Raw genomic sequence first — 24,514 nt, 5'->3', positions numbered from 1 at the left:
CACCTCTGCGGCCTTCGTATGAACAAGCTTCCGTGGCGGAATGCATGATCATGCGAAGGCCGTCCGCCTGCCCGACGAATCCCCAGATGAGTGGGGGTGTACGACGCGACGTTCGAGGCCCGGGGTTGAAAGACAAGCTGAGTCCAGCTCTACTTCAAGGGGTCGCACATCAGGCCGAGCGCAACGCCGTTGTCGCCCCGCTCATCCGAAAGTGAAGGTACGCACGAACAGTTCGGGTTGGACTCCGGCGGGCCACGTACCGACGAAGTACAGGTCGTGGACTCCGCCGGGATCGTTCACCTCCGCGGTGAACGTCTTGTAGACCCGGTTGGACAGGGAGGTGGAACCGGTGTGCGGCAGGTTCTCGAACGTCGCCACCACCGGGCCGTCGGGCGAGCCGGCGCGCACGGTGACGTTCGCCCCGGCCGTGCGGGTGGCGAACTCCGTCGAGAGCTGGTCGATGGAGGCGACGTTGATCCGCGGGAACATGAACCAGTTGCCCGAGTCGGGAACGAACAGCTGCCCGGTGTAGAGACCCACACCCTGCCCGCGCGGATACGTGGCGGCGCTGTACTGGCTCGGATGCAGCACGATGTCGTTCGCGCCGGTGAGCGCCGGGGCGCCGCCGGGCGCGCCGTCATCGGTGTACTCGGCCCGGACGATGTGGAACACATAGGCGCCGGGACCGTGTTCGGCGTCCCGGCCGGGCGCGAGGACCCCTTCGCAGTTCGCGTCGGGCGTGGCCTCGGCCATGGGGTGGCCGTGCTGGTTGTGCCCGAGCTGGTAGGTGACCTTCACCTTGGTGCAGTCGACGGCACCGTCCTCCGGGTCGACGACCTTCACCTTGAAGGGAATGTCCGCGCCGAAGTCCGAGAAGCCGCCGTCGGCGGGCGACTCGATGGTGACCACGGGACGTGTGTTGCCCGCCACCACCGACAGATGCGCGGTCGAGGACTTGCCACCGCTGTCCGTGACCGTCAACCGGGGCTCGTAGGATCCGGCGGTGCGGTAGGTGTACGACGCCCGCGCCGTCGTCGCGTCCGTCGTACCGTCGCCGTCGAAGTCCCAGGCGTACGTCAGCGCGTCACCGTCCGCGTCGGTGGACCCGCTCGCGTCGAAGTCGACGGCGAGAGGGAGCGGCCCGGAATCCTTGTTCGCCTCGGGCACGGCCTGGGGCGCGCGGTTGCCCTCGGTGTAGTCGATCCGGTAGAGCCCGGAGTCGTCGTTGCTGGAGCCCCAGCCGTTGCCGTACTCCAGGACGTACAGGGAGCCGTCGGGGCCGAACTCCATGTCCATCGGCTTGCTGAAGTCGGCGTCCGGCAGGAAGGCGCGCATGTCCTGAGGCTTCGTCAGCTTCTTGTCGAAGGTCGCGCTCTGCACCCAGTCGGTCGTCCAGTCGTACAGGAAGCGCCGGCCGTCGAACCACTGCGGGAACTTGGTCTCGGAGGGGTTCTTCCGGTCGTAGTGGTACACCGGCCCCGCCATCGCGCCGCCGCCGTAGAGCTGCGGGAAGTACTCCTGCTTGTCGTAGGTGTAGTAGACCGTCGCCGGTTTGATCGGGGGCAGGTGGACCAGGCCGGTGTTGTTGGGCGAGTCGTTGACGGGCTTCTCGCAGCTGAACCAGGGGCCCGGCTTGTCGTCCACGTAGTTCCAGTCGTTGTACGGCTGGTTGTCCATCGTGCAGTAGGGCCAGCCGTAGTTGCCCGCACCCTTCATCAGGAACAGGCGCACATGTCCGGCCGGACCGCGCTCGGGGTCCGGCTGCACCGCGTCCGGACCGTAGTCCGCCATCCAGAGCGCGCCCGTCTTCTCGTCGTAGTCGCCGAGCGTGAAGGGGTTGCGGAAGCCCATGGCGTAGATCTCGGGGCGGGTCTTGTCGTGGCGGTCGGCCTTCTCGGGGAAGAGGTTCCCCTTCGGGATGTCGTAGCCACCCTTCTTCTTCGGCACGATCCGCAGGACCTTGCCGTTGAGGTCGTTGGTGTTGGCGGAGGTCCGCTGGGCGTCGCCGCCCGCCTGCCCCGGCCGCTCGTCCGTGCCGGGAAATCCGCGTGAGGCACAACAGTTGGTGTTGTCACCGGTCGCGATGAACAGCACGCCGCGCTTGGTCATCAGCAGATCGCCCGCGCTGTGGCCGCCGCCCACCCCCTTCGGATGCTGGATGTCGATGACCGTCGTCGCGGAATCGAGGTCGAGGACATTGCGCGGACTCAGCGTGAAGCGCGCCACCCGGGACACGTACGACGTATCCCAGTCCGGGCGCGAGAAGTGCAGGTAGACATGGCCCGACGTGGCGAAGTCGGGGGCCAGCGCAAGTCCGACGAGACCCAGTTCGCCGACGACGCGCACAGGGACCGTGCCGGCCGTCGCGGACGACTTCGTCCTGGGGTCCCAGACCTTGACCCGTCCGTCCCGCTCTATGTACACGACCCGGCCGTCCGGGGCGACGCTGATCCGCATCGGCTGGGTCAGCCCGGTGCCTTCGAGAAGGACCTTCTGGAACCGGTCGTCGCGGGGGAGTTGCCCTGCGGACGGCGTGCCGACCGGCGGTTCGTGCGGTCCGTCATGGGCCGCGGCGACCGGCGTCACCAGCGCGAGCGGAAGGATCAGAGTGAGTAGAAGCATCCTCATGCGATGTGCGCGGTGCCGGTGTCTTCCCTGTTGGCGGGCCATAGGGATCTCCTGCCTCTGCTTCATTCACGGACGTCGACGGACGCTGGGGTCAGCGGTCGGAGCGGACGTGCCCGCTTTGAGCGGGAGGCACAGCTTCCAGAGCAACATCAGTGCCGATCGACGGGTGCTGTGGGAGGTGGGACGGAGCGAAGGGGAATCTAGCCGCTTCCGCCTCCGACAGAAAGAAGAGAGACGAAGATTGCAGAACTTCGTCTTTCTGGTGGACAAAGTTGCGGTGAGCTGCTTCCACCCGACCTTCGACCGTCCTGGGAGGCCCGCCTCAGCCGGCGAGGGCCGTTGACGGTAGGCCCACGGCCATGCCGGGATCAGGTACCCGCGGCGAAGCCACTTCCCTTGAAGCCGGTCGCGATGCTTCAGGAAGCGCGGTCAGCAACCCGCACACACATCGCCGCGATGGCCAATCGGCGTAGGGCGGATCGTCCGGTCGTTCCGCCGCTTTCGGCCGTCGCTTCGATCAGCGCGGTCGCCACCACCAGGTCGCGGCGCTGCTCGGCCGGCGACGTGGCTACGGCGCCGCCGGTCGAATGCCCGACGACGGTCGTGCGGCGCACCCCGAGTCTGTCGAGTACGACCCCAACCCGGCGTGCCTGCTCCGCGAGAAGGCGCACGATCTGCTCGCCGGAGGCTTCGGCTGTCTCCGTGAGCACTGACACCGTGTTCCAGGTGAGGAGGCAAGAATCTCGGGCAGCTGCGCGGTGACCCGGTGGCGTCCCCGACCTCCGACACCTACTGCGGGTACGGCGAGTTGACCGCCTGTCGTGACCTCCTCCTCGCCACCCTCAAGAGCGCGGCGGCCGCCCCGGCGACCGGCGACCGAGGTTTATCCGGGCAGCGACAACTGCGCGGCCGGGAACCAGTGGTGTGCGGACGCGATCATCCACCGGGTGCTCGGCGGCATCACCCACGGGTCGGTACGTTGGCAGTACAGGCCGACGTATCAGCAGGTGGTGGAATTCCCGTCGCGCCGCTGACGATTCGAACCTTGGGCCGGGGCCGCCGCGGCGGGGCCCCGGCCCACTCCGTGCGGTTGCGCCCTACCGGCGGCCGACGCGATGGAGGAGCTGGCCACACCCGCGCCGCACCTCGCCGCCAGAGCCCCCTACTTCCCGACGCAGGACAAAGTTGCGTCGAGCTCGATAAAAGTCACGTCGTATCCGGTCTTACCAATGCCGCCGGGGAGACTTAGGCTCCAGCCGGTGCCGAGCTGAGCCAGTCGCAGTCCGGCGCTGCACATTCAGTACCCCCGTCACCGATTACGGGTCCAGGCGCGCCGGGCATCGCGACGCCCCCTGGGCAAGGAGGAGACTGACGTGAACGGCCGACGCACGACGTCCCAGACACCCCAGACACCCCAGGCATCCCAAGGGTCCCAGGCATCCCGGACGACCACCCGGCGGCGACTCCTCGGCGCGGCAGGCGGAGCCGCCGTGGCCGGCGCGCTCGGGCCGTTCCCGGGGGTCGCGGCGGCCGAAGCCCCCCATCGTCCCGTCGGTGACCGGAACGCGGACTACGGTTTCGGCCGGGGCGGCGACCTACCGCTCAGCCACATCGGCATCCAACTGTTCACCGTCCGCGACCTGTTCGCCGACAACGAGCTGGACATGTCCGGCACGTTCGAGATGCTCGCCGACGCCGGCTACGCCGAGTTCGAGATCGGTGGCGACTACGACGGCCGCACTCCCGCGCAGGTCCGCAAGCTGGCCGACGCCCACGGTCTCAAGATCGCCGGTAACCACTTCGGGCCCCGGGACATGGTCCAGAACATCTGGTACGACCCCGAGGAGCGCGCCCGGATCTACGAAGAGGCGCACACGCTCGGGCTCAAGGCGGTCGGCACCGGTCACTCGTACACCGCGCCGCGCACGGTCGACGGCTACAAGCGGATGGCCGCGGCCTTCAACGAGTGGGGCGGGGAAGCCGTCCGCAACGGCTTCGACTACTTCTACTTCCACAACCACGACGTGGAGTTCACGCTGGTCGACGGGGAGCCGCTGTACGACATCCTGCTGGAGGAGACCGACCCGCGGTACGTCAAGTTCGAGCTGGACCTCGGGTGGATCGAGATCTCCGGCCAGAGCGCGTACGACTACATCAGCCGCGACCCGGAGCGCTTCCCGCTCTTCCACGTCAAGGACATCCGCTGGGACCCCAACGGCAATCGCGTGGCGCAACCCGGTACCGCCAACGCCGGCAAGCGGTTCTTCTTCACCGATCCCGGCAAGGGCGACCTCGACTGGCCGAAGATCTTCACGGCACTCAAGAACCCCGCCCACCACCACTTCCTGGTCGAGCACGACGACGCCGGCAACGACGAGACCGCCGACGCGACCTCGCCGCGCCCACTCAATCCCGCGGGCTCGGCGAACACGGCCTGGACCGGTCGCAAATACCTCGCCAACCTGGAGATCCCCAGGCGAAAGCGGAATTAGTGCCGCGACCGGCAACGCTACAATCCCCACGCCCAAGCCGTTGACCAGGACATACACCGAAGTGCGGCTGGAGTATCAGGTGGTCGTCATCCAACGTGATCCGGTCGGCAGGGATGGTCGTTGCTCGGCGTCGGCAGTCATCGTCGTCCGGGGCGGATATGAACTCGGCGGCTCCCGACGCATCCGTGGTGGCGGGACGTGTCCCTGCCTCTGCCGCAGGACGGGAAGTGGCCCGTTCCGAAGATCGCTCCCACGTCGACCTGCGAGGGCGACCTCGACCTGGTGAGCGAGGCCTGACCGACTCCGCGGTCGGCGCGGATGCTCCTCACACCGGGACGGGAACGGAACGGGAACGGGTTCCGGGACAGTCGAGACGTCCTGGTCCGCGGAGTTGGCGCGTCGAGTCGACCAGTTCCCGGTGACCGGGGCCTCGTTCCCCCGAAAAGTGAGGAGACAGTGCCGTGCCGGTGGTGACGGTGGACTGGTGGAAAGGCAACGACCGACAGAAACGAGCCGATCTCGTCCATGAGCTGACTTCGACTCTCGTGCGCATCGCGGGGTGCCCCAGGGAGGCTGTGACCGTCCTCGTGCGGGATGTGGAGCAGGACCACTGGGGCCGCGGCGGAACACTCGCCGACGAGCCCGGCGAGGTACCGGCGGACGGCGCGGAGCCGCCGGAGCGGGCTCGTTCCGTGCTCTCGGAGAGCCGCTGACACAAACGCAGGCGGACACGGTCAGTGGCCGACGGCATGGTGCTGTCGGCCACCGACCGTGTCCGCGCGAGAAGCCCGTGACACGGGCCGGGCCGTGCGGGGCTCCCCCTCCGGGCGCCCGAGGCCACACCCGGAGGCCCGATCGGGTACGACACGGGGACGGGAACCGCGCCGGGTATCGACCGCGATGCCAGGCGTCGCGGGCACCGGACGGCCTTCGCCCGGCAGCAGCGCCTTCGCGCCAACCGGGCTCCCCACGGTCATCAGGCAGTCACCCTGTGCCCGAACGGCCAGTGTGTGCGCGAGAGGGCGCGCGTGTTTGCTTTCGCGGAGGGACAGCATGGCCTGTCGGGGCGGGTGAGTGACAACGCAAAGTGACCAGTGCCGCTCCAGCGGCGTCGGGCCCTACGGGGGACTGGTCCCTGTGCCGGCACCGAACCCGGTCACCGTCGGCGGGCCCTCGCGGACGCCGGACGGGAGGTCGTCCTCGCCCCCGGTCCTCCGCTCGCCGCGCGGACCGGAACCGGCACGGGGCACGAGGAACACGTGTCCGATACCTGATGCGCGCCGCCCCGCATCCTATGAAGACCCGCCAAGTCGCGACGGTCAGTGCACATCCTGGGTCAGAATGTGACCGTCGCTGACGGCCGTCCCGTGCCGTGCCCTGCATGAGGTGAAGCACCTGGACGGCCGTAGCCGGTTCCGCCGTGCGGACATCTCGTGCAGGCGCGCGGTTGCGGGGGCGGCCGCCCCCGCAACCGGAGAGAGGACATGTCCAATGCCTCATGGCGCGCCGATACGCCTTCGGATCCTCGGCTCCGTCGAGTGTTGGGACGGGGACGAGCGTGTGCAACTCGGCGGGCCCGTCAGCGAACGCGTCCTTGTGACCCTGCTTCTCGAGCCACAGCGCGTCCTTCCGGTGCACCGGCTCGTCGAGGCCGTCTGGGACGTGGACGCCCCCGCGACCGCGGCCCACCAGGTGCGCAAGGCTGTCGCCGAGTTGCGTCAGCGCATCCCCGGCGGACGGAACCTGATCGTCACCGACGGGCCCGGTTACCGGGCCGCCGTCGGATCCGAACAGCTCGACCTGCTGCAGTTCACCGAGGCATTGCGCAGGGCCCGGGAACACGCGGCCGCCGGCCAGTCCGCGGACGCCGCCGCGCTGCTGCGCGAGGCCATCGCTCTGTGGCGAGGACCGGTGCTCTCCGGAAACGGTGGCGCGGTCGTCGAGGCCGCCTCCGCCGCCCTGGAGGAACGGCGCTTCACCGCCGTCGAGCAGCTCTTCGACCTCAGGCTGGAGGCCGGAGAGGCCTCCGAACTGGTCGCCGAGATCCGCGAGGCCATCGGCGGGAGTCCCCTGCGCGAAACCCTGCGAGGTCAGCTCATGCTCGCCCTGTACCGCTCGGGCCGCCAGGCCGAGGCACTCGCCGAGTACGGCACGATCCGCACCGTACTCGACGAGGAACTCGGCATCGAGCCCGGCGACGCCCTGCGCGACCTGCACCAGGCCATCCTGTGCAACGATCCCGCGCTGGCCGTCCCCGCCACGGCCCCGACCGCACCGCCGGTGGTGGCGGACAGCCGCTCCACCCTGCCCTACGACCTGCACGACTTCACCGGCCGTGAGGAGGAACTGAACAAACTCATCGGCTTTGTCGAGGACTCCACCGGCTCCGGACCGCTCATCGTCGCGATCGACGGGATGGGCGGCAGCGGCAAGACCTCCCTCGCCGTCCGTGCCGCGCACCGCCTCGCCGACCGGTATCCCGACGCCCAGCTCCACCTCGACCTGCGCGGCTACACCCCGGGCGAGGAACCGCTGAGCCCGGCCGCCGCCGCCGAGGCGTTGCTGCGGATGCTCGGGTTGCCGGGTGAGCGCATTCCCGACGACCCCGAGGGCCGCATCGCGTTATGGCGCTCCACCATGACCCGGCACCGGATGATCCTCCTCCTCGACAACGTCGTCGACGAGGGGCAGGTGAAACCGCTGCTCGCCTCACCGACCGGCACGGTCGTCCTGGTCACCAGCCGCGCCCTGCTGGTGGACCTCGACGCGGCGCACTCCGTCTCCCTGGGCACCATGGCACCCCCGGACAGCATCGCCCTGATCGTCAGCGTCATCGGGGAGCGCCGGGCCCAGGCGGAGACGGACGCCGTCGCCGAACTGGCCGACCTCAGCGGGCACCTGCCGCTCGCCCTGCGCATCGCCGCGGCCCGGCTGCGCAAACGCCCCCGCTGGACCGTGCGTTACCTCGTCGACCGGCTGCGCGACGACACCCACCGTCTCGCGGAACTCAGTGCCGGCGAACGCAGCGTGGAAGTGACGCTGCGGCTCTCCTACGAGGGGCTGGACGCCGGATACCGCAAGGCGTTCCGGCTTCTGGGCCAGTACCCGGGCGCCGACCTCGACGTCTACACGGCTGCCGCCCTGCTGGACACGGGGGTGCGGGACTCGGAGGAGGTGCTGGAGTACCTCCTGGACATGCATCTCGTACAACAGCACGAGCCGGGCCGCTACGCCTTCCACGACCTCGTCCGCAGCTTCGCCCATGCGCTGTCGCGGGCCCGGAGCTCCGGCGGTACCGGTGAGTTCAGCGACGAGGCGGCGGGCGCGGTGCGCCGGCTGCTGGAGTTCTCCCTGGCGGCCTCGGACGCCGCCTGCGACCTGCTCTTCCCGGGCAGGGTACGGATGGCGCGCCCGGAGTCGTCCTTCCGGCCGGAGCTGGCGCCGCTGGCGGGAGCGGAAGCCGCCCGCGACTGGTTCGAACGCGAACAGGACGGCCTGCTCGCGGCGATCACTCTGGCCTTCCGGCGGGGTTTCGACCGCGAGGTCGCCCTGCTCGCGGCGAACGTCGTCTTCCACCTGGACCTGCGGGGCAGACTCGACGAGTTCCTCGAGCTGTGCCGCACCGCTGTCGCCGCGGCCCGCCGACTGGACGAGCCCGTGCTGCTGCGGCTGAGCCTGTCCAACCTGTCGGTGGCCTGCTGGAAACGCGGACGGTTCGAGGACGGCATAGCGGCGGCGGTGGAGGCCCACCGGCTCGCCGTCGACCTCGGCGACCGGCGCGGACAGGCCAAGGACACCGGCGTCCTCGGCCTGCTGCTCGCCACGACGGGCCGTTTCGACGAGGCACTGCCCCGGCTGGAACAGTCGATCGCTCTCAAACGCGAACTCGGCGCCGAGCGAGCCGAGGCGGAGTCGCTGTCGAACATCAGCGGAGTCCACATGGAGCGCGGCGACTTCGACGAGGCGGTGCGGGCCGCGACCCGCTCGGTGGAACTCGCCCGCGAACTCGGCGCGGTGGAGAAGGAACTCGTCGGGCTGAGCGATCTCGCTCAGATCCAGTTGGCGATGGGCGACGTCGAGGCCGCCGCAACGACCCTCGCGCAGGCCCGCGAGCGGGCTCCCGGCGTTCTCCCCCCGGCCGAGCGGGCGCTTCAGCTCATCCTCTCCGCAGACGTCGAGAGCCGGCACGGACGGCGGGAACGGGCGCTCCAGTGGGCGGAGGAGGCCCTCGCCACCAAGGGCCTGGAGGACGCTCCGGTACGGGAGGTCACGGTCTGGAACACCGCCGGGCGTGTCTTCCACCGCAACGGCGACCACCAGCGTGCGCTGAGCCTGCACCGGCAGGCCCATGGCTCGGCGGCACGGCTGGGCCACCGTGTGGAAGAGGCGTACGCCCTGGACGGCATGGCGGCCGCCCTGACCGCGCTGGACGACATCGAGAGCGCCGCCGAGCAGGGCGCCGCCGCGGAGGCCGCCTTCCTGGCCATGGGGATCCCCGGCCGTTTCCGCCGCTGAGACCGAGGGCCTCCGCTCACCGGCACCAACGCCACGTGCCGATGCCCGCCGTGATGGGCGGCGGGCATCGGCACGAGGGGGGACGTGGACCGTGAGGGGCCGGTGCGGGGCCCCCGGTCAGACAGCGGCGCTGACGTTGTTCGGTCCTTCGTCTCCGTTGGTGTCGGTGGTGACGATGTTGGGGCCTTCGTCGCTGTTGGTGTCGGTGGTGACGATGTTGGGGCCTTCGTCGCCGTTCGTGTCGGTGGTGATGACGTTCGGTCCTTCGTCGCCGTTCGTGTCGGTGGTGATGACGTTCGGTCCTTCGTCGCCGTTCGTGTCGGTGGTGATGACGTTCGGTCCTTCGTCTCCGTACGTCCCGGCCGTGATGACGTTCGGTCCCTCGTCCGAGGCGAGCGTGAGGCTTGAGATGTAGTTCGGGCCCTCGTCCGAGGTGGGAACCGCGTTGGATGTCCCGGTGGCGAGGCCGGCTGCGAGCGCCAGGGTGAGCGCGGCGGAAGCGAGGAAGCCCGTCGTCGTGCCGATGACCTTGCTGCTCATGATGCCTGCCTGCCTTCTGTCGTCGGTCTGCGGTGCTGACAGGAAGAAGGTCGCGCCGAGCGCTCCCACACTGTTCCGCTTCCGTTACCGGCCGACAGGGAGCGGCGGGGAACGGCTCGGGAACCCGATCGGTGCCCACGCAGACCGCCCGCAGGGACATGCGGTGTCCGTGCGGGCGGTCTGCGTAGGCCCAGGCGCGGGCGAGCTGTCAGAGGGGCTCCGATCGCGGACTCACCTCGGCGTGCAGCAGTCGCTCCGCCGAGGCGACGGTCTGCGCGGCCTCGTGGGCCGACGCCGCGGTCAGCATGACGTAGCCCTCCTGGCCGTGCCCGGCGCGCGGTATGTCGTCTCCTGACGCGTACGGGAAGTGCACCCTGTGCACCCCGGGCAGCTCCGACACCGCTTCCAGCCCCCACACCGACAACAGCCGGCCCGCCGGCAGCCTGTAGAAGACCACGGCCGCACAGCGGTCGGCCGAGGGCGGCTGCACGGGTTTCCCGGCCAGAGCCTGGACGAGCTCCGCCTCCGCGCGGAAGCCCGTCGCGAGTTCGATCAGCGAGGCCACGGGTTCGTCCGGGTACCGAGCCTGGGAACGCACCACTCGCGGCCCGTTCGCCGTGAGCACGACCACCGTGTAGGCGAAACCGAACTCGTACCCGGCGAGGTCGAGCAACTCCGTCGTGATCGCGCGTGCCTCTGCCTCGTCGCGTTCCCCGAGGGACGCCGGGAACAGACAAGCGCTGCGCGCGGGCCAGGCACCGCTCAGTGCCACGATGCCCACCACCCGGTGCATTCCGTCGACCGTGAGCGAGACGACGCCGAACTCCGGCCCCTGCAGGTACTCCTCCACCAGGTAGGAGTGCTCACCGGGCGTTCCCACCGGACGGAGGACGGAGTCCTGGGAGAGCGGCGCCAGCGGGCGTACGGTGACCGGGGCGCCGATCTCTTCGACGGCGTCGGGCAGTTCCTGCGCGGTGCGGGCCCGGGCGGCCGCCACGTACGAGTGCCGGCTGCCGTTGAGCAGGGCACGCATCGCCGTGGGCTCACCCAACAGGCGTGCCGCGTCGGGTGGGTTGGGGCACACTCCCAGCCGGGCTGCGGACTCCGTGACGGCGGGCAGTTCGGCCGCGCCCCCGAAGGCCAGCAGCCGCTCACTGCCGTACTGCCGTACCGACGCCTCGATCGCCCGGGTCACCGCGGCGTCGTCCGTGAAGTCGACCAGGTCCACCGGCACGGGAGGCAGGGTGCCGTCGTGGGGTTGGTGCGCGTCGGCGAGTACCCGTACGTCGAATCCCGCCGCGACGGCCTCGTGTGCCAGACGCGGCGAGGGACAGACCAGCAGCAGCCGCTGCGGAGCGCAGTCCGGAGGAGGGTGCTCTTGGCGGCGCTCGTCTGTCTCGCTCATGGGTGGCTCCTCGTCATTTCGGCGGTGGGCGGGGTACGGCATGCGTCGCGCTGCCGGCTGTCCCACGCGGCCCGGAGTTGGTGATGCGTACCTGCTGTGGATGTCTGGTCGTGCGTCACCGGGTCGCTCCAGAGGATTCGCTCCTGCGGATTCGCTCGCGCGGACCGTGCCCGCGCGCGTCGCACCGGTGCTCACCGGGATCGTCCCGCCGCCCGTTCCCGAATTCCTCCCCGTGCGTTCCCCGCGGCGTCCCCGCCCGTTCCCCGTGCTGCGGGAAGGGCGGCGGTCCCGTACCCGTGGCCGGGGAACGGTGGGGGAAGGGAACGGGAACGGGTTCCGCGACGCTCTCTTCGAGACCTGGACCAGGTCGGCGGCCGTCAGGCTCCCCTTCCTGGCAGGGACAGGGACGCCAGGCCCCTTCCAGGAATACCCGGAAGACCAGGAAGACCCGGAAAACCAGGAAGACCCGGAAAACCAGGAAGACCGGGAAGAACGCAGCCTTCACCACCGTCGGCACGGCATCGTCCGACGGCCGTCACCTCCCCGCCCCCGACTGGAGCCCCGATGAGTGTTATTTCGAAGGAGTCCGCCTCTGTACTGCCCTTCCGCCCACCCGCCGGGGCCGGTGCGCGCTCCGTGACACCGACCGCCACCTCACCGGACGTCACCGGTATCGGTCTGCTGCGCCTGATGCGCGAAGACCTGGACGTCGTCGTCGAGCGGGATCCCTCCGTGCGCGGCCGTCGGGAGGCGGTACTGCACCCCGCGCTCACCGCCCTGTGGACGCACCGCATGGCGCACCGTCTGCACACCGCAGGGCGGCGGCTGCCGGCCCGCCTCCTCGCCCGCTGGGCCCGGCGGGTCACCGCTGTGGAGATCCACCCCGGAGCGGTGCTCGGCCGGCGCGTGTTCATTGACCACGGCGCCGCCGTGGTCATCGGCGAGACATGCACGATCGGTGACGACGTGACGATCTACCACCAGGTGACGCTCGGCGCGGTCGGCTGGTGGAGCGACAACCACAGGCCGGAGGGCGCACGCCGGCACCCGGTGGTGGGCCGCAACGTCATTCTCGGCACCAACGCCACCGTGCTGGGCCCCGTGACCGTCGGCGACGACGCGATCATCGGCGCGCAGGCGCTGGTCAACAAGGACGTACCCGACGGGATGCGGATGCTGGCCGCGACCGCTTCCGGGCGCCCGCCGGGCCGCCCGGCCGCCGACGTCATCGCGAGCATCGCCTCGGCAGGCTCCTGGTAGCCCGCCCTCAACGCGGCATTCCCCCTCCACCGCTCACGACGAGGAATCAAGCCATGCGCACCCTTCCACCGCGTACGACACCACTTCCCCTGGCCCGGCCGGCCGTCGCCGACGGCATCGACGACCTGGTGGGCGCCACCCCGCTGGTCCGGCTGCGACTCGACGGTCTCGCACCGGGCGCCGAGGTACTGGCCAAGCTGGAGGCGGCCAACCCCATGTCCAGCAGCAAGGACCGGGCAGCCCTGTACATGCTCAAGGCGGCCGAGGAACGGGGCGACCTGGTCCCGGGCGGCACGATCGTCGAAGCCACGTCCGGCAACACCGGCATCTCGCTCGCCGCACTGGCCGCCGCCCGCCGCTACCGCTGCGTCATTGTGCTGCCGGACAACGCCACGACCGAACGGGTGCGTCTGCTGGTCGCGCTGGGTGCCGAGGTGGTCCGGACCCCCGCCGACCTGGGGTACCCGGGAGCCATCGAGAAGGCCGAGGAGATCCACGCGGCCACCGAGGGTTCCTGGTTCCCCTGCCAGCACGAGAACCAGGACAACGTCGAGGCGCACTACGCCACCACGGGCCCGGAGATCTCGGCCGCCCTCGACGCGACCGGGCGCCGTGCCGACACCCTCGTGTGCGGAGTGGGCACCGGGGGGACCCTCACGGGCATAGCACGTCATCTGCGGGAGAACGACGCGTCGGTACGGGTCGTCGCGGTCGAGCCGGAGGGATCACCGCTGCTCTCGCGCGGCTACGCCGGCCGCCACCGCATCCCCGGTCTCAACGGGGGCTTCGTCGCCCCGACCACCGACGTCTCACTGATCGACGAGGCGATCGCCGTCACCGACGACGACGCCCTGCGGACGGCCCGCCAACTCGCTGCCGGCCAAGGGCTGTTCGTCGGTGTCTCGGCCGGCGCGGCCGTTCACGCGGCGCGTCTGGTGGCCGCACGCCCCGAGTACCGGGACCGGACCGTCGTCACCGTCCTGCCGGACACGGGCGAGCGCTACCTGAGCATGTGGGACGGCGCGTCATGACGCTGCTGCACTCGACCCTGCGCACGTTCGGCGAGGCCGTCAAGGTCCGCATCGGAAAGACGACGACCACGCGGTTCATCGCCCTCGCCGACACCACCGACGGCCGTCTCGGCCTGTTCCACCATCACATGCTCCCGGGCGCCGCCGGTGCGGCCCCGCACTACCACACCCGCATCTCGGAGTCGTTCTACGTCCTCTCCGGCGAGGTCACCCTCCACGACGGCACCCGCTGGCGCACGGCCCACGCCGGTGACTTCCTGCACGTGCCCGAAAACGCAGTGCACGGCTTCCGCAACGACAGTGACGCACCCGCGGAGATGCTGATCATCTTCACTCCCGCGGAGAACCGCGAAGAGTACTTCGAGGGCCTGGCCGAGCTTCTGGCCGACGGCAACACCCCGACCCGCGCCGAGCTGGTGGCCCTCATGGAGAAGTACGACCAGTTCGAGGTCGACGAGCCCTGACGTCCAGATTCCCGCCGGTTTCCATCCGATTCCATCCGATTCCGTCCGACCCACCGGCTCCTGTCCCATCCCCTGTTCGACAACTTCCGGGAGTACACCGACATGCATCCCGTCAATTGGGCCCGCTTCGGGCTGCTGGCCGCCCTGTGGGGGTGCAGCTTCGCCTTCATCAAGGTGTCGCTGGACGCCTTCGCCCCCCTCCAACTCGCCTTCGGCCGGCTCCTCGTGGGCGCGCTGGTCGTCGCGCTGATCCTCGCCGTGACCAAGGCCGCACTCCCGGACCGCAAGGCCTGGGGGCACATCGTCGTCGCCTCGGTGTTCGGCAACGTCGTCCCGTTCACCCTCTTCGCCGTCGGCGAGCAGCACACCACCGCCACTGTCGCCGGCGTCATCCAGGGCGCCACACCACTGGTCACCATGGGCATCGCGGCCCTGGCCATCAGTACGGAGAAGCCCACCGGCCGCAAGGTGATGGGTCTCCTCATCGGGTTCGTGGGCCTGGTCGTCGTGGTCGGGCCCTGGCGGACCGAGGGCTTCGGTTCCGTCGGCGGCCAACTGGCCTGTGTCGGAGCCGCGGTGAGCTACGCGATCAGCTTCGTCTATGTGCGCCGCTTCATCGCGCCGTACAAGATCCCCGCCCTGGCCGTGACCGCCGGTCAGCTCACCTCCGCCACGGTCATCACCGGCCTGATCACCACCTTCAGCATCGGCTGGGAGCTGCCCGGCGAGCTGACGGCCGGCCCGTTGCTGTCGCTCCTGGTGCTCGGGGGCGCCTCCACCGGCGTCGCCTTCGTCCTGATGAACAGGCTCATCGCGGACGCCGGCCCGACCACCGCCTCCGGCGTCAACTACCTCGTCCCCGTGTTCTCCGTGATCGTCGGCGCGGTCGCCCTGCGCGAAGCCATCACCTGGAACGTGCCGGTGGGCGGCGTGATCGTCATCGCCGCGCTCGCCCTGGCGGAGGGACGCCTGCCCTGGCCGGCGCGCCGTGCCGCGGCACCGCCCGCGCCTGCGCCGTCCGCCCCCGATCCGGTGCCGACCGCGGTCGCCAGGGAGGCCTGCTGAGCGGCCTGCTCCGGGCTCGCTGAGCGGCCCCTTCGAGGCCTGCCGTACGACTCCGTCCGCCTGCCGTAACGGTGCGTCCCGTTTCTCGGGACGCACCGTGCGGCGTTGTGGGGGCGGGGCTGAGAACACACCGTGTGTTCTCAGCCCCGCCCCCACAACGCTGTCGCCGTCCCGTCTCCCGAGCGCCCTTTTCGTTCCCACGGCCTCCCAGGGCGCCGGGAGCGATGCGGGACACAACCGGGAACGGCGCGAGCGAGCCTTGCAGTACCACGCAAGAGCACAGCGCCACGGAAGACCACCGGAAGAGCAGCCACAGGGCGCCCCGGCCACCACGGAACGCGGGTTCACGATCCGCGCGCGGCAGCCGCGCACCTCGGCGCCGGCCTGGCTTTCGAGCGACGGGCCGCACGGTTCGCGCCCACCGCCCCAGGGCGCCCACCGCCCCAGGGCGCCCACCTCCCACGGCCGCCAGGACCGGGGCCCGCCGCCTTCCGTCCGCTCCACCCGCTTTTCTCCCCACCCGCACCGGCAGGCCGATGCCATCCACAGCGGCCTGCGAACACAGAAAGCAGCCACCGGCATGCCCTCAACCACCACAGCCACCGCCCTCGGTGACGCCCGCATCATCACGGCGGCCGAGCTGGAGTTCCGTCCCGTCGCCGACCCCGCCGCCCGCACCACCGTGGCGACCCCCGTCAGCCCGGCCGCGGGCTCCACCCACGTCACCCTCCATGTCGTCCGCATCGCCGGCGGCGAGTCCTTCGTCCCCGACGACAGCGCGGCCGAGGAGAACACCGTCGTCGTCTTCGCCGGCTCCGGCACCGCCGCGGTCGGCGACCTCAGCCGCCACGTCGAGCGTGGCCGCGCCGCCTACGCCCCCACCGGCCGCACGCTCACCCTCACCGCCGACGACGCCGGTATGACGGCGTACATCTGGCGCACGCCCCTCGCCGGCGTCACCCCCGGCAGCGATCCGGTCCTGCACTCCTCGCTGTGGGACGACACCACCCAGCTCCGCGGCTTCGGCGGCACCGGCCAGATCGAGGCTGCGGAGGCCCGCGCCACCATGAACTTCGTCTTCTGGCCCGGCACGGGCAGCAGCCGCCTGTGCCTGCACTGCGGTATCCAGCAGCCCGGCGAGACCTTCAACGTCCACCTCCACCCCGACAGCGACGAGGCGTTCATCGCCTTCGAAGGCATCGGCCAGATGTACCTGCGTGACCACTGGGTCGACGTCGCGGCCGGAGACGTGCTGTACGCGGCTCCCGGCGTCCTGCACGGCGCGCGCAACCCGCACACCGGCCCCGCCGCCCGCCGCTTCGTGACCTGCGGTGGCCCCAGCCCCTACGACCCCGCGCTCTACTCCGCCGCCGGCTACTCCTCCCAGGTCAGGTGAACGCCCCGTGTGCCGCATCTACGGAACCTTCAACGTCCACTCCGACGAGGCCGAACTGCGCGGCGTCGCCGACCTGATGTACCACGGCGGCCCCGACGCCCAGGGCGTCGCGCACCGGCCCGACTGGGCCCTCGGCAACAACCGCCTGTCGATCATGGACCCCGAGGGCGGCGCCCAGCCGTACCACCTCGGTCGCGTCACCGTGGTCTTCAACGGCGAGATCTACAACCACCGGGAACTGCGTGACCGTCTCACCGGACTCGGCTTCCACTTCACCGACCACTGCGACGGCTCCATCCTGCCGGCGCTCTACATCACCTACGGGGAACGGTTCGCCGAGCACCTGGACGGCATGTACTCGATCGCGGTCATGGACCTGCGCTCCACCCCGCGCATGGTGCTGGCCACCGACGACTCGGGTATGAAGCCGCTCTACTACCACTGGGAACGCACCGCCGGTCGGTTCCACTTCGCCTCCGAACTGCCCGCGCTCCTCGGCTTCTCGGGCGTCAGTGCCGAGGAGGACGAGATGGGTCTGGACGCCTACCTCACCTCCAAGACACCGTTCGGCGACCGCACCATGTTCCGCGGCATCCGGGTGCTGCCGCCGGCCGTCACCGCCGTCGTCAGCCACCGGGACGGACTGCGCATCAAGCACCGCCCGATGGCCCACGAGCAGGGCCTGCGCCCCGACCGGGGCCGCACGCTGGACGAGGCCGGCACGCAGCTGCGCGACCTGCTGTCCCGTGAGGTGTCCCGGCTGCTGATCGCGGACGCCCCCGTCGCTGCCGTCACCTCCGGCGGCCTCGACTCCAGCCTCGTCACGGCGCTGGCGGCCGAGGCGTTCCGCACGGGCGGCGGCAGCGGCGCGCTGCACACCTTCAACATCGCCTACACCGGCACCTGGCCCAGCGACGAACGCGCCTACGCCGCCGAGGTCGCCCGCAGCGTCGGCACCCACCACCATCAGGTGGAGATCGACCCCGCCACCTTCCCCGACCTGATGACCGACGTGGTGCGTCACCTGGGGCAGCCCAACGCCGACCCCATCACGCTCTCCACGTTCTCCCTGTTCCGCGCGGTCCGCGACGCCGGCTTCAAGGTCGCCCTCACCGGCGACGCCGCCGACGAACTCTTCGGCGGCTACAGCCGCATGACCCAGGCGGTCGCCGCCCACCACGGATCGGACTGGGCGGACGACTACCTCGACCACCTCGCCGCCGTCCCGCGGGCGCTGCGCGCACGCCTGTACACCGACGAGTACGCGTTCGCCGTGAACGCGACAGGCCCCGCCCTGCCCGCCGACATCCGCCGGACCCTGCGGTACAGCCCCGGCAGCCGCCTCAGGCGCATCACCGCGGTGGAGCAGCGCTATCGCCTGCCCGCCTACCACCTGCGCCGCGTCGACCACCTGTCGATGGCGAGCTCGGTCGAGGTGCGGCTGCCGTTCTGCCAGCCGTCGGTCGTGCGCTTCGCCGCCACCCTCACCGACAGCCACCGGCTCGTACCGGGGCAGGGCGTCAAGCGAGCCCTCTACCGGGCCGCCCAGGGGCTCGTCCCGCGCAGCGTGCTGGAGCGGCCCAAGCAGCCCTTCACCCTCCCGGTCACCGCGATGCTCGCCCCCGGCCAGCGGCTGTGGGCGATGGCCCGCGATGTGCTGGCCACCGAAACGCTGCGTGCCGACGGCCGTATCCGGCCCGAGCAGGTCGAGGCGCTCTTCGACGAACAGGCCGTCAGGCCCAGCGACACCGTCTCCCTCGCCCTGTGGTCCCTGATGTCGCACCAGCTGTGGCGGCAGGAGTTCTTCACGGCCGCCGATGCCCCGATCATCCTCGCCGCACCGGCACCGGTCCTCCAGGCGGCGGCATGACCGTCACCCTCGCCAGGGCGCACGGCACGCCCTGCCCCACCGCGGTCGTGGACGCGCGCACCCTGCCCGAAGCCGAACCCGAACTGCTCGCCAGGCTCACCGAACTGCGGGCGACCCTCGTGGACCACGGGGCCTCAGACGTCCTGAAGAACGCGCTCGTCCAACCCTCCCGGCACCCGTTGTTCGACCTGGACTACCGGTTCGTACAGTCCCTGCCGGACCGCCTCGACAGCTTCGACCTGCGCGGATCGTGCGGGCACTCCATCCTGGCCGCCGTGGAGGCGGCCGCCCGCACCGGTATGATCCAGCCGCTCGTGCCGGGCTGCCGCGTGCGGGTCAACGTCCTCAACAACGGCGACAACGTCGTGTGCGAGACCGAGGAAACCTCCGACGGGGGCACTAGGTTCACCGCCCATTTCCTGTGCTCCCCGCCGCGCCCGGTGCGGGAGCTGCTCATCACGGGTGACCCTGTCACCGGCATTCCGTTCGAGGGACGGATGGTTCCCGTCTCCCTGGTCTCGATGGGTAATCCGTACATCTTCGTGCACGCCGACGAACTCGGCGTCCCCACCGTCGACGAACTCTTCGCCGACGACCTGGTCCTCTTCGACCGGATGACGCGGCTGCGCCGTGCGGTCTGCGAGGCACAGGGTTGGGACACCGGGGGCGCCTTCCCCAAGGTCGCCGCGTTGCTCCCGGACGCCCTGGGCACGCTCGCGGTCCGCGCCATATCCGTGCCGTCCTGGCACCCCACGGTGGCTCTCACCGGTGCGACGTGCCTCGCCGCGGGCGCCGCCATCGAGGGCACGGTGCCCCACCTGCTGTCCGGTCACACGGAACAGCCGCACAGCGGCATGCTCGCCCTGCGCACCCCGGGCGCCACGATCCGCGTGTCGGCCCGCACGACCGGCGGCCCGCACGACCGGCGGCTCGCCTGGGTCTCCGTAGCGGAGAAACAGGTCGACTACCGCGGCCGCTTCCTGCCCGCCCGAACCTCCCAGGAGTTGTCATGGCTTCCACTGACAGCCTGACCGTGCCCGACGCGCCGGACTTCACCGACGCGCCGGACTTCACCGACGCGCTGCTCACCCTGCCGGCCTCCGGGCTCACCGCGCCGGTGCGCGAGCGCCTCGCCGCCTGCGCCCGGGCCGCCGACGCGAGCGGCGAACCGGACCGGGAAGCCGTGGCCCTGCTGCGCGACAGCGGAATGCTCGGCCTGGCCCTGCCCTACGAGTACGGCGGCACGGGCGACGACGCCCAGGGGCTGAACGCGGCAGTCGAACAGGTGGCAGAGGTCAACGCCTCCGCCGCGATCATGCTCTTCCAGCACTACGCGGTCAGCAGGCGCGTCCTGGAACACGGCAGCCCGGCGCTGTGCCGTCGGCTGCTGCCCCGGCTCGCCCGCGGTGACTGGCTCGCCGCCTCCGCCTGGAGTGAGACGGGCGCCGGCGCGAACAAGAAACGGCTGTCCACCACGGCACGCCGTACACCCGACGGCGGCTGGGTCCTGGACGGCGCCAAGTCCTTCACCACGAGCGCCGGCCTGGCGGACGTCTACCTGGTGCTGGCGCAGACCGAGGAACCGGCACCGGACAGCGGCACCGACACCGGGTACGGCTCCGCCGGGCAAACCTTCTTCCTGGTAACGGCCGACACCCCCGGTCTGGAGCCCGACACGTCGCTGCGGCTGACCGGTATGCGCGGCTCGGCCACCGGCTTCGTCTCCGTCCACGACTGCCGTGTGCCGGATGCGAACCGGCTGGGCCCGGTCGGCACGGCCGCCTCGATCATCGCCGGCGTCCGGGACAGCGGCGCCAGCCTCGGTGCCGTCTCCGTCGGTCTGGCTCAGGCAGCCCTCGACCTCGCCCACGAGCACGCCGAGCGGCGTGGACTGACGGCAAAGCAGGCTGTCCGTCACCAACTGGTCGACCTCGCCACTGATGTCGAGGCCGCCCGTGCGGTCGTCGAGCGCGCGGGACGGCGCAGTGCCGCCGACCCCGGCATGACCACGCTGCACTCCAAGCTCTTCGCCTCCTCGGCCGCCGAGCGCGTCGTCTCCACTGTGGAGCGGATGCTCGGCTCGGCCGGCTACGTCGCCTCGCACGACATCAACCGCTACGACCGCGACGCCCGAGCCGTCGCCCTGATGGGACCGACCAACGACCTCTGCAAGGAACTGGTGAGTCTGCTGTGGAACCGCTGAGTACCCCGAATCCCGCACCCGCCGATCTGATAGTCGAGGGCGGCCGCCTCGTCACCCCCGAAGGCGTCCGGAACGGCACCGTCGTGATCCGTGATGGCCGCGTGTCGACCCTGCTCGCGGCCGGGGAGCCCCTGCCCGCGGGACCGCGCCTCGACGCCCGCGGCCGCTATGTGCTGCCGGGCCTGATCGACTCCCACGTCCACTTCCGCACCCCCGGCCTGGAGTACAAGGAGACGTGGGAGCACGGCAGCCGTGCCGCCCTCGCCGGGGGAGTGACCACCGTCGTCGACATGCCCAACACCCGTCCGCCGTCCCTGGACGAAGCCGGGATCAGCGCCAAGGCCGACCGGATCGCCGGACGTTCCTGGGCCGACTACCGCTTCCACATCGGTGCCGATCCCGACCACCCCGAACTCCTGGCGGACCTCGACCCGCGGATAGCGACCTCCGCGAAGGTGTTCATGGCGGGCCACCACACCGCGCCGGTCGTCTTCCGTGACGGCGAGCAGTTGCGGCGGGCCTTCGCCGCCGCCGCCCGCGGGGGCGTCCGGCTGGTCCTGCACGCCGAGGACCAGCATGTCTTCGACCTCCTCGACGTGAGCTCGGGCGCCCCGGACTCCTACGGCCAGTACGAGCCGCACCGGCCGCGCTCCGGCGGCATCGTCGCTGTCGCCCATGTGGTCCGCCTGGTGCGCGAGTACGGGACGAAGGCGCACATCCTGCACGTGTCCTCGGCGGAGGAAGCCGACCTGCTCACGGCGGCGGCCGCCGAGGGACTGCCCCTCACCTTCGAAGTGACCGGCCACCACCTGTCGTTCACCCATGACGACACCACGCGACGCGGTCCGCGCACCCGGCTCTCCCCGGCCATCCGCGACAGTCGCGACCAGCGACGCCTCTGGCAGGCCGTACTGCACGGCCAGGCCGTCACCCTCGGCAGCGACCACGCTCCCCACACCGTGGAGGAGAAGAACCGCCCACCCGCCGAAGCGCCCCCCGGACTCCCCGGCGTCCAGGAACTGGCCACGGCCGTCTGGACCGGCCTGCACACACGGGGAGTCGAGCCCGACGAGGCTGCCCTGCATCTGGCCCGGCTCATGGGAGACGGACCCGCCCGCCTCTTCGACCTGCCCGGGAAGGGCCGGCTGGAGCCGGGTGCGGACGCCGACCTGGCGCTGTTGGATCCGTCCGAGCGCTGGCAGTTCTCGGCGCGCGACGTGATGTCGCTGTGCGGCTGGTCGGCGTACGAGGGCTGGACCTTCACCGGTCGCTTCACCACCACGGTGAAGGCGGGTCATGTCTCCTGGGACGTCCGAACCGGGTTCGCCGGCCGTCCGCAGGGCCACTGGCTGCAGGGCGCGGCCCGCTCGCTGGAGGTGGCCCGATGACCGGAACCCTCCTCACGTCCCAGCCCGCTCCCAGCACGGCGACCGAACCGGCCGAGGCCTTCCGGGCGGCGATGTCCGCCCTGGCGGCGCCCGTCACCATCGTCACGTGCTACGACGACCGCGGCATGCCACGCGGTCTGACGGCCAGTGCCGTCACTTCCCTGTCGCTGACGCCGCCGCTGTTCCTCGTCTGCATCGACCGGGGCTCGCGCACGCACGATGCGCTGATCGGTTCCGACGCCTTCGCCGTCCACCTCCTCGGCCCGGGCGACGAGTACCTGGTCAGGCGGTTCATGCGACCGGCCGAGCAGCGTTTCGACGACGTCGCGCTGGCGGCGGACGCGCATCCGGCACCCGTTCTGCGGGACGTCACCCTGACCCTCCGGTGCGTGCGGCACGACATCCTGGAGGGAGGGGACCACACGATTCTGGTGGGCCGGGTCACCGGTGTGGACGGCGAATCCGCCCACGGGGGCGGCCTGATATGGCACCGACGCGGTTTCGCGCACGCGCGACGCCCATGACCTGGCGACCGGCTGCCGCCGTCACTCTGACGGGTGATTGGCTCCCCGTCGGAGACAGTCCGGTCACCACAAAGGGTGATGTCTCTGAAAGGATCTCCGCGGACACCGGAGCGTCGCAAGCCGCTCCCGCCAGGTGAAATTCCCGATCGTTTTCCGATGGCCGATGGTCGAACTGACCTCGGCCATCGTTGTTTGTTCGCGACCGCCTCTGACCAGCTTCGATCGATTCAATTCCGGACCAGGAACGAATGTCCGAAGGTTTATCGGCCTGTCGTACGAAGTCTCATACCAGGGCGGGAACCTTTGCGCGGGACTTTGTCAACTGCGCATCGCACGTGATGCGTTCGCGACTACTGTGTGTCGCCGTCGCGCGACGCAGGACTGAGTTCTTCGGCTCTTCGGTTCTCTCGACCGGCACGCGATGGCGTGTGCCCGGGTCGCGCAGACGCGGGAGCCCCTCACGCCCCCGACGCACCAGTACAAGGACACCGATGTCTCAGCTCCGCGCACCGACCGCCCGGTCCGACCGCCGTGAGGGCGGCCGGCACGGACGACCGGTCGCCCGCACCGCCCCCTCGCTGCCCGAGACGCCGATACGGTCACAACTGCTGCGTCTGGCGGTCCTGCCGCCCATCGCGGTTTCGCTCAGCGCCGGCGCGGCCGTGCTCTTCACCGTCCGCTCCACCGGAGCACGCCCCAGCCCCGTCCTGTGGGCCGTGCTCGCCGGAGCCGTCGGAGTCACCCTCGCCGGCATCGTGATCGCCGCCGTGGCCGCCGGCCGCACCGCGAAGTCCGTGAGCGAACGCCTCGGCGCCCTGCGCCGCACCAGCGCCCGCGGTGAGGCCGACCTGCGCACGCTCGTCGAGGCGCTGCGCCGGGGCGAGGGCCCGCCCGAGCGGGGGGCGAGCAGCGAACCCGCCGCGGACGCCGACGAGTTCGAGCTGCTCGCCGCGGACCTCGCGCACGCCCACGATGCCGCCGTCACCGCCGTCGTCCAGGCCTCCCGGCTCTCCAGCCAGGCCGGCAGCGAACAGAAGGTCGAGGTCTTCGTCAACCTCGCCCGGCGCCTGCAGTCCCTGGTGCACCGCGAGATCTCGATCCTCGACGAGCTGGAGAACGAGATCGAGGACCCCGACCTGCTCAAGGGCCTCTTCCACGTCGACCACCTCGCCACCCGCACCCGCCGTCACGCCGAGAACCTCGCCGTGCTCGGCGGTGCCGTATCCCGCCGTCAGTGGAGCAACCCGGTCCCCATGACCGAGGTGCTGCGCTCGGCCATCGCGGAGGTCGAGCAGTACTCACGGGTCAAGCTGGTGCCGCCCATCGAGGGCACCCTGCGCGGGCACGCGGTCGCCGACGTCATCCATCTGCTGGCCGAACTCGTCGAGAACGCCACGGTGTTCTCCGCCCCCCACACCCAGGTCCTGCTGCGCGCCAACATCGTCACCTCCGGCCTCGCCGTCGAGGTCGAGGACCGTGGGCTCGGTATGCCGGTGACCGAGCAGAACAAGATGAACACCCTGCTCGCCGACCCCGACCAGGTGAACGTAGCGAGCCTTCTCCAGGACGGCCGCATCGGCCTGTTCGTGGTCTCGCAGCTCGCCCGGCGGCACGGCATCCACGTCCGGCTGCAGACCAACATCTACGGCGGCGTCCAGGCCGTGCTCATCGTCCCTCAGGGACTGCTCGGCACGGAGCCGGGCACCTCCGGTGACGTGGCCCAGCCCCAGCCC

18 protein-coding genes and 1 pseudogene are annotated in these 24,514 nt (G+C 70.7%); 15 read left to right on the top strand and 4 right to left on the bottom strand.

The features are described 5' to 3' along the window. Nucleotides 1–201 precede the first annotated feature (201 nt). Together FPZ41_RS29355 and FPZ41_RS50375 are read right to left on the bottom strand one after the other, a co-directional pair. Nucleotides 202–2,622, bottom strand: a complete 2,421-nt coding sequence (locus FPZ41_RS29355) for a PQQ-dependent sugar dehydrogenase (RefSeq protein ID WP_194236243.1) — start codon at nt 2,620–2,622, stop codon at nt 202–204. 422 nt (nt 2,623–3,044) lie between these two features. Continuing rightward, nucleotides 3,045–3,338 carry an alpha/beta fold hydrolase gene (locus tag FPZ41_RS50375; RefSeq protein ID WP_407698830.1) on the bottom strand — a complete coding sequence of 98 codons (294 nt, stop codon included), beginning with the start codon at nt 3,336–3,338 and terminating at the stop codon, nt 3,045–3,047. 26 nt (nt 3,339–3,364) lie between these two features. Here FPZ41_RS50375 and FPZ41_RS48725 point away from each other — a divergent pair. The 4 genes and pseudogenes from FPZ41_RS48725 to FPZ41_RS29330 all read left to right on the top strand — a co-directional run. Continuing rightward, nucleotides 3,365–3,662: pseudogene (locus FPZ41_RS48725) on the top strand (penicillin acylase family protein); the annotation flags it as partial. A 339-nt stretch (nt 3,663–4,001) separates the two neighbouring features. Beyond that, nucleotides 4,002–5,120, top strand: a complete 1,119-nt coding sequence (locus FPZ41_RS29340) for a sugar phosphate isomerase/epimerase family protein (protein WP_152866676.1) — start codon at nt 4,002–4,004, stop codon at nt 5,118–5,120. 461 nt (nt 5,121–5,581) lie between these two features. Next, nucleotides 5,582–5,833: a tautomerase family protein gene (locus FPZ41_RS29335; RefSeq protein WP_322620877.1), complete on the top strand. Its 252-nt coding sequence runs from the start codon at nt 5,582–5,584 to the stop codon at nt 5,831–5,833. 883 nt (nt 5,834–6,716) lie between these two features. Beyond that, on the top strand, nt 6,717–9,635 hold the full coding sequence (locus FPZ41_RS29330; RefSeq protein ID WP_322620876.1) for an AfsR/SARP family transcriptional regulator: 2,919 nt from the start codon (nt 6,717–6,719) through the stop codon (nt 9,633–9,635). A gap of 117 nt (nt 9,636–9,752) precedes the next feature. On the opposite strand, the gene FPZ41_RS29325 is transcribed toward FPZ41_RS29330, so the two are convergent. Together FPZ41_RS29325 and FPZ41_RS29320 are read right to left on the bottom strand one after the other, a co-directional pair. Continuing rightward, nucleotides 9,753–10,175: a hypothetical protein gene (locus tag FPZ41_RS29325; protein WP_152866674.1), complete on the bottom strand. Its 423-nt coding sequence runs from the start codon at nt 10,173–10,175 to the stop codon at nt 9,753–9,755. Nucleotides 10,176–10,383: 208 nt separating this feature from the next. Beyond that, nucleotides 10,384–11,580 carry an ATP-grasp domain-containing protein gene (locus FPZ41_RS29320; protein ID WP_152866673.1) on the bottom strand — a complete coding sequence of 399 codons (1,197 nt, stop codon included), beginning with the start codon at nt 11,578–11,580 and terminating at the stop codon, nt 10,384–10,386. Between the two features lie 678 nt (nt 11,581–12,258). On the opposite strand from FPZ41_RS29320, the gene epsC reads away from it, so the two are divergent. From epsC to FPZ41_RS29265, 11 genes are all read left to right on the top strand, one after another. Continuing rightward, nucleotides 12,259–12,840 (top strand): serine O-acetyltransferase EpsC, encoded by a 582-nt coding sequence (gene epsC, locus FPZ41_RS29315; RefSeq protein WP_131564790.1) that lies wholly within the window; start codon nt 12,259–12,261, stop codon nt 12,838–12,840. A gap of 53 nt (nt 12,841–12,893) precedes the next feature. Continuing rightward, nucleotides 12,894–13,871, top strand: a complete 978-nt coding sequence (locus FPZ41_RS29310) for a PLP-dependent cysteine synthase family protein (protein WP_152866672.1) — start codon at nt 12,894–12,896, stop codon at nt 13,869–13,871. Beyond that, nucleotides 13,868–14,335, top strand: coding sequence for a cupin domain-containing protein (locus FPZ41_RS29305; protein WP_152866671.1), 468 nt, complete (start codon nt 13,868–13,870; stop codon nt 14,333–14,335). The genes FPZ41_RS29310 and FPZ41_RS29305 overlap by 4 nt, the downstream gene beginning before the upstream one ends. A gap of 102 nt (nt 14,336–14,437) precedes the next feature. Continuing rightward, nucleotides 14,438–15,400: a DMT family transporter gene (locus FPZ41_RS29300; RefSeq protein ID WP_152866670.1), complete on the top strand. Its 963-nt coding sequence runs from the start codon at nt 14,438–14,440 to the stop codon at nt 15,398–15,400. Nucleotides 15,401–15,980: 580 nt separating this feature from the next. Next, nucleotides 15,981–16,796: a cupin domain-containing protein gene (locus FPZ41_RS29295; RefSeq protein WP_152866669.1), complete on the top strand. Its 816-nt coding sequence runs from the start codon at nt 15,981–15,983 to the stop codon at nt 16,794–16,796. A gap of 7 nt (nt 16,797–16,803) precedes the next feature. Then, nucleotides 16,804–18,666 carry an asparagine synthase (glutamine-hydrolyzing) gene (asnB, locus tag FPZ41_RS29290; protein ID WP_322620875.1) on the top strand — a complete coding sequence of 621 codons (1,863 nt, stop codon included), beginning with the start codon at nt 16,804–16,806 and terminating at the stop codon, nt 18,664–18,666. Continuing rightward, entirely contained in the window at nt 18,663–19,697 is a 1,035-nt protein-coding gene (locus tag FPZ41_RS29285) for a PrpF domain-containing protein (protein ID WP_152866668.1), read from the top strand. The genes asnB and FPZ41_RS29285 overlap by 4 nt, the downstream gene beginning before the upstream one ends. Then, the gene (locus FPZ41_RS29280; protein WP_152866667.1) at nt 19,676–20,869 is read left to right on the top strand and encodes an acyl-CoA dehydrogenase family protein; all 1,194 of its coding nucleotides are present in this window, start codon (nt 19,676–19,678) and stop codon (nt 20,867–20,869) included. Before FPZ41_RS29285 ends, FPZ41_RS29280 begins: the two co-directional genes overlap by 22 nt. Further along, nucleotides 20,857–22,257, top strand: a complete 1,401-nt coding sequence (locus tag FPZ41_RS29275) for a dihydroorotase (RefSeq protein WP_322620874.1) — start codon at nt 20,857–20,859, stop codon at nt 22,255–22,257. Before FPZ41_RS29280 ends, FPZ41_RS29275 begins: the two co-directional genes overlap by 13 nt. After that, nucleotides 22,254–22,781, top strand: coding sequence for a flavin reductase family protein (locus FPZ41_RS29270; protein WP_228023050.1), 528 nt, complete (start codon nt 22,254–22,256; stop codon nt 22,779–22,781). Before FPZ41_RS29275 ends, FPZ41_RS29270 begins: the two co-directional genes overlap by 4 nt. 491 nt (nt 22,782–23,272) lie before the next feature. Then, the coding region (locus tag FPZ41_RS29265) for an ATP-binding protein (protein WP_152866665.1) at nt 23,273–24,514 on the top strand (1,242 nt) is incomplete at its 3' end.

Source organism: Streptomyces acidicola, assembly GCF_009377235.1.
GTDB classification, from domain to species: domain Bacteria; phylum Actinomycetota; class Actinomycetes; order Streptomycetales; family Streptomycetaceae; genus Streptomyces; species Streptomyces acidicola.
Note: the sequence above shows the minus strand (reverse complement) of the source record. Positions and strands in the feature narration are given on the sequence as shown.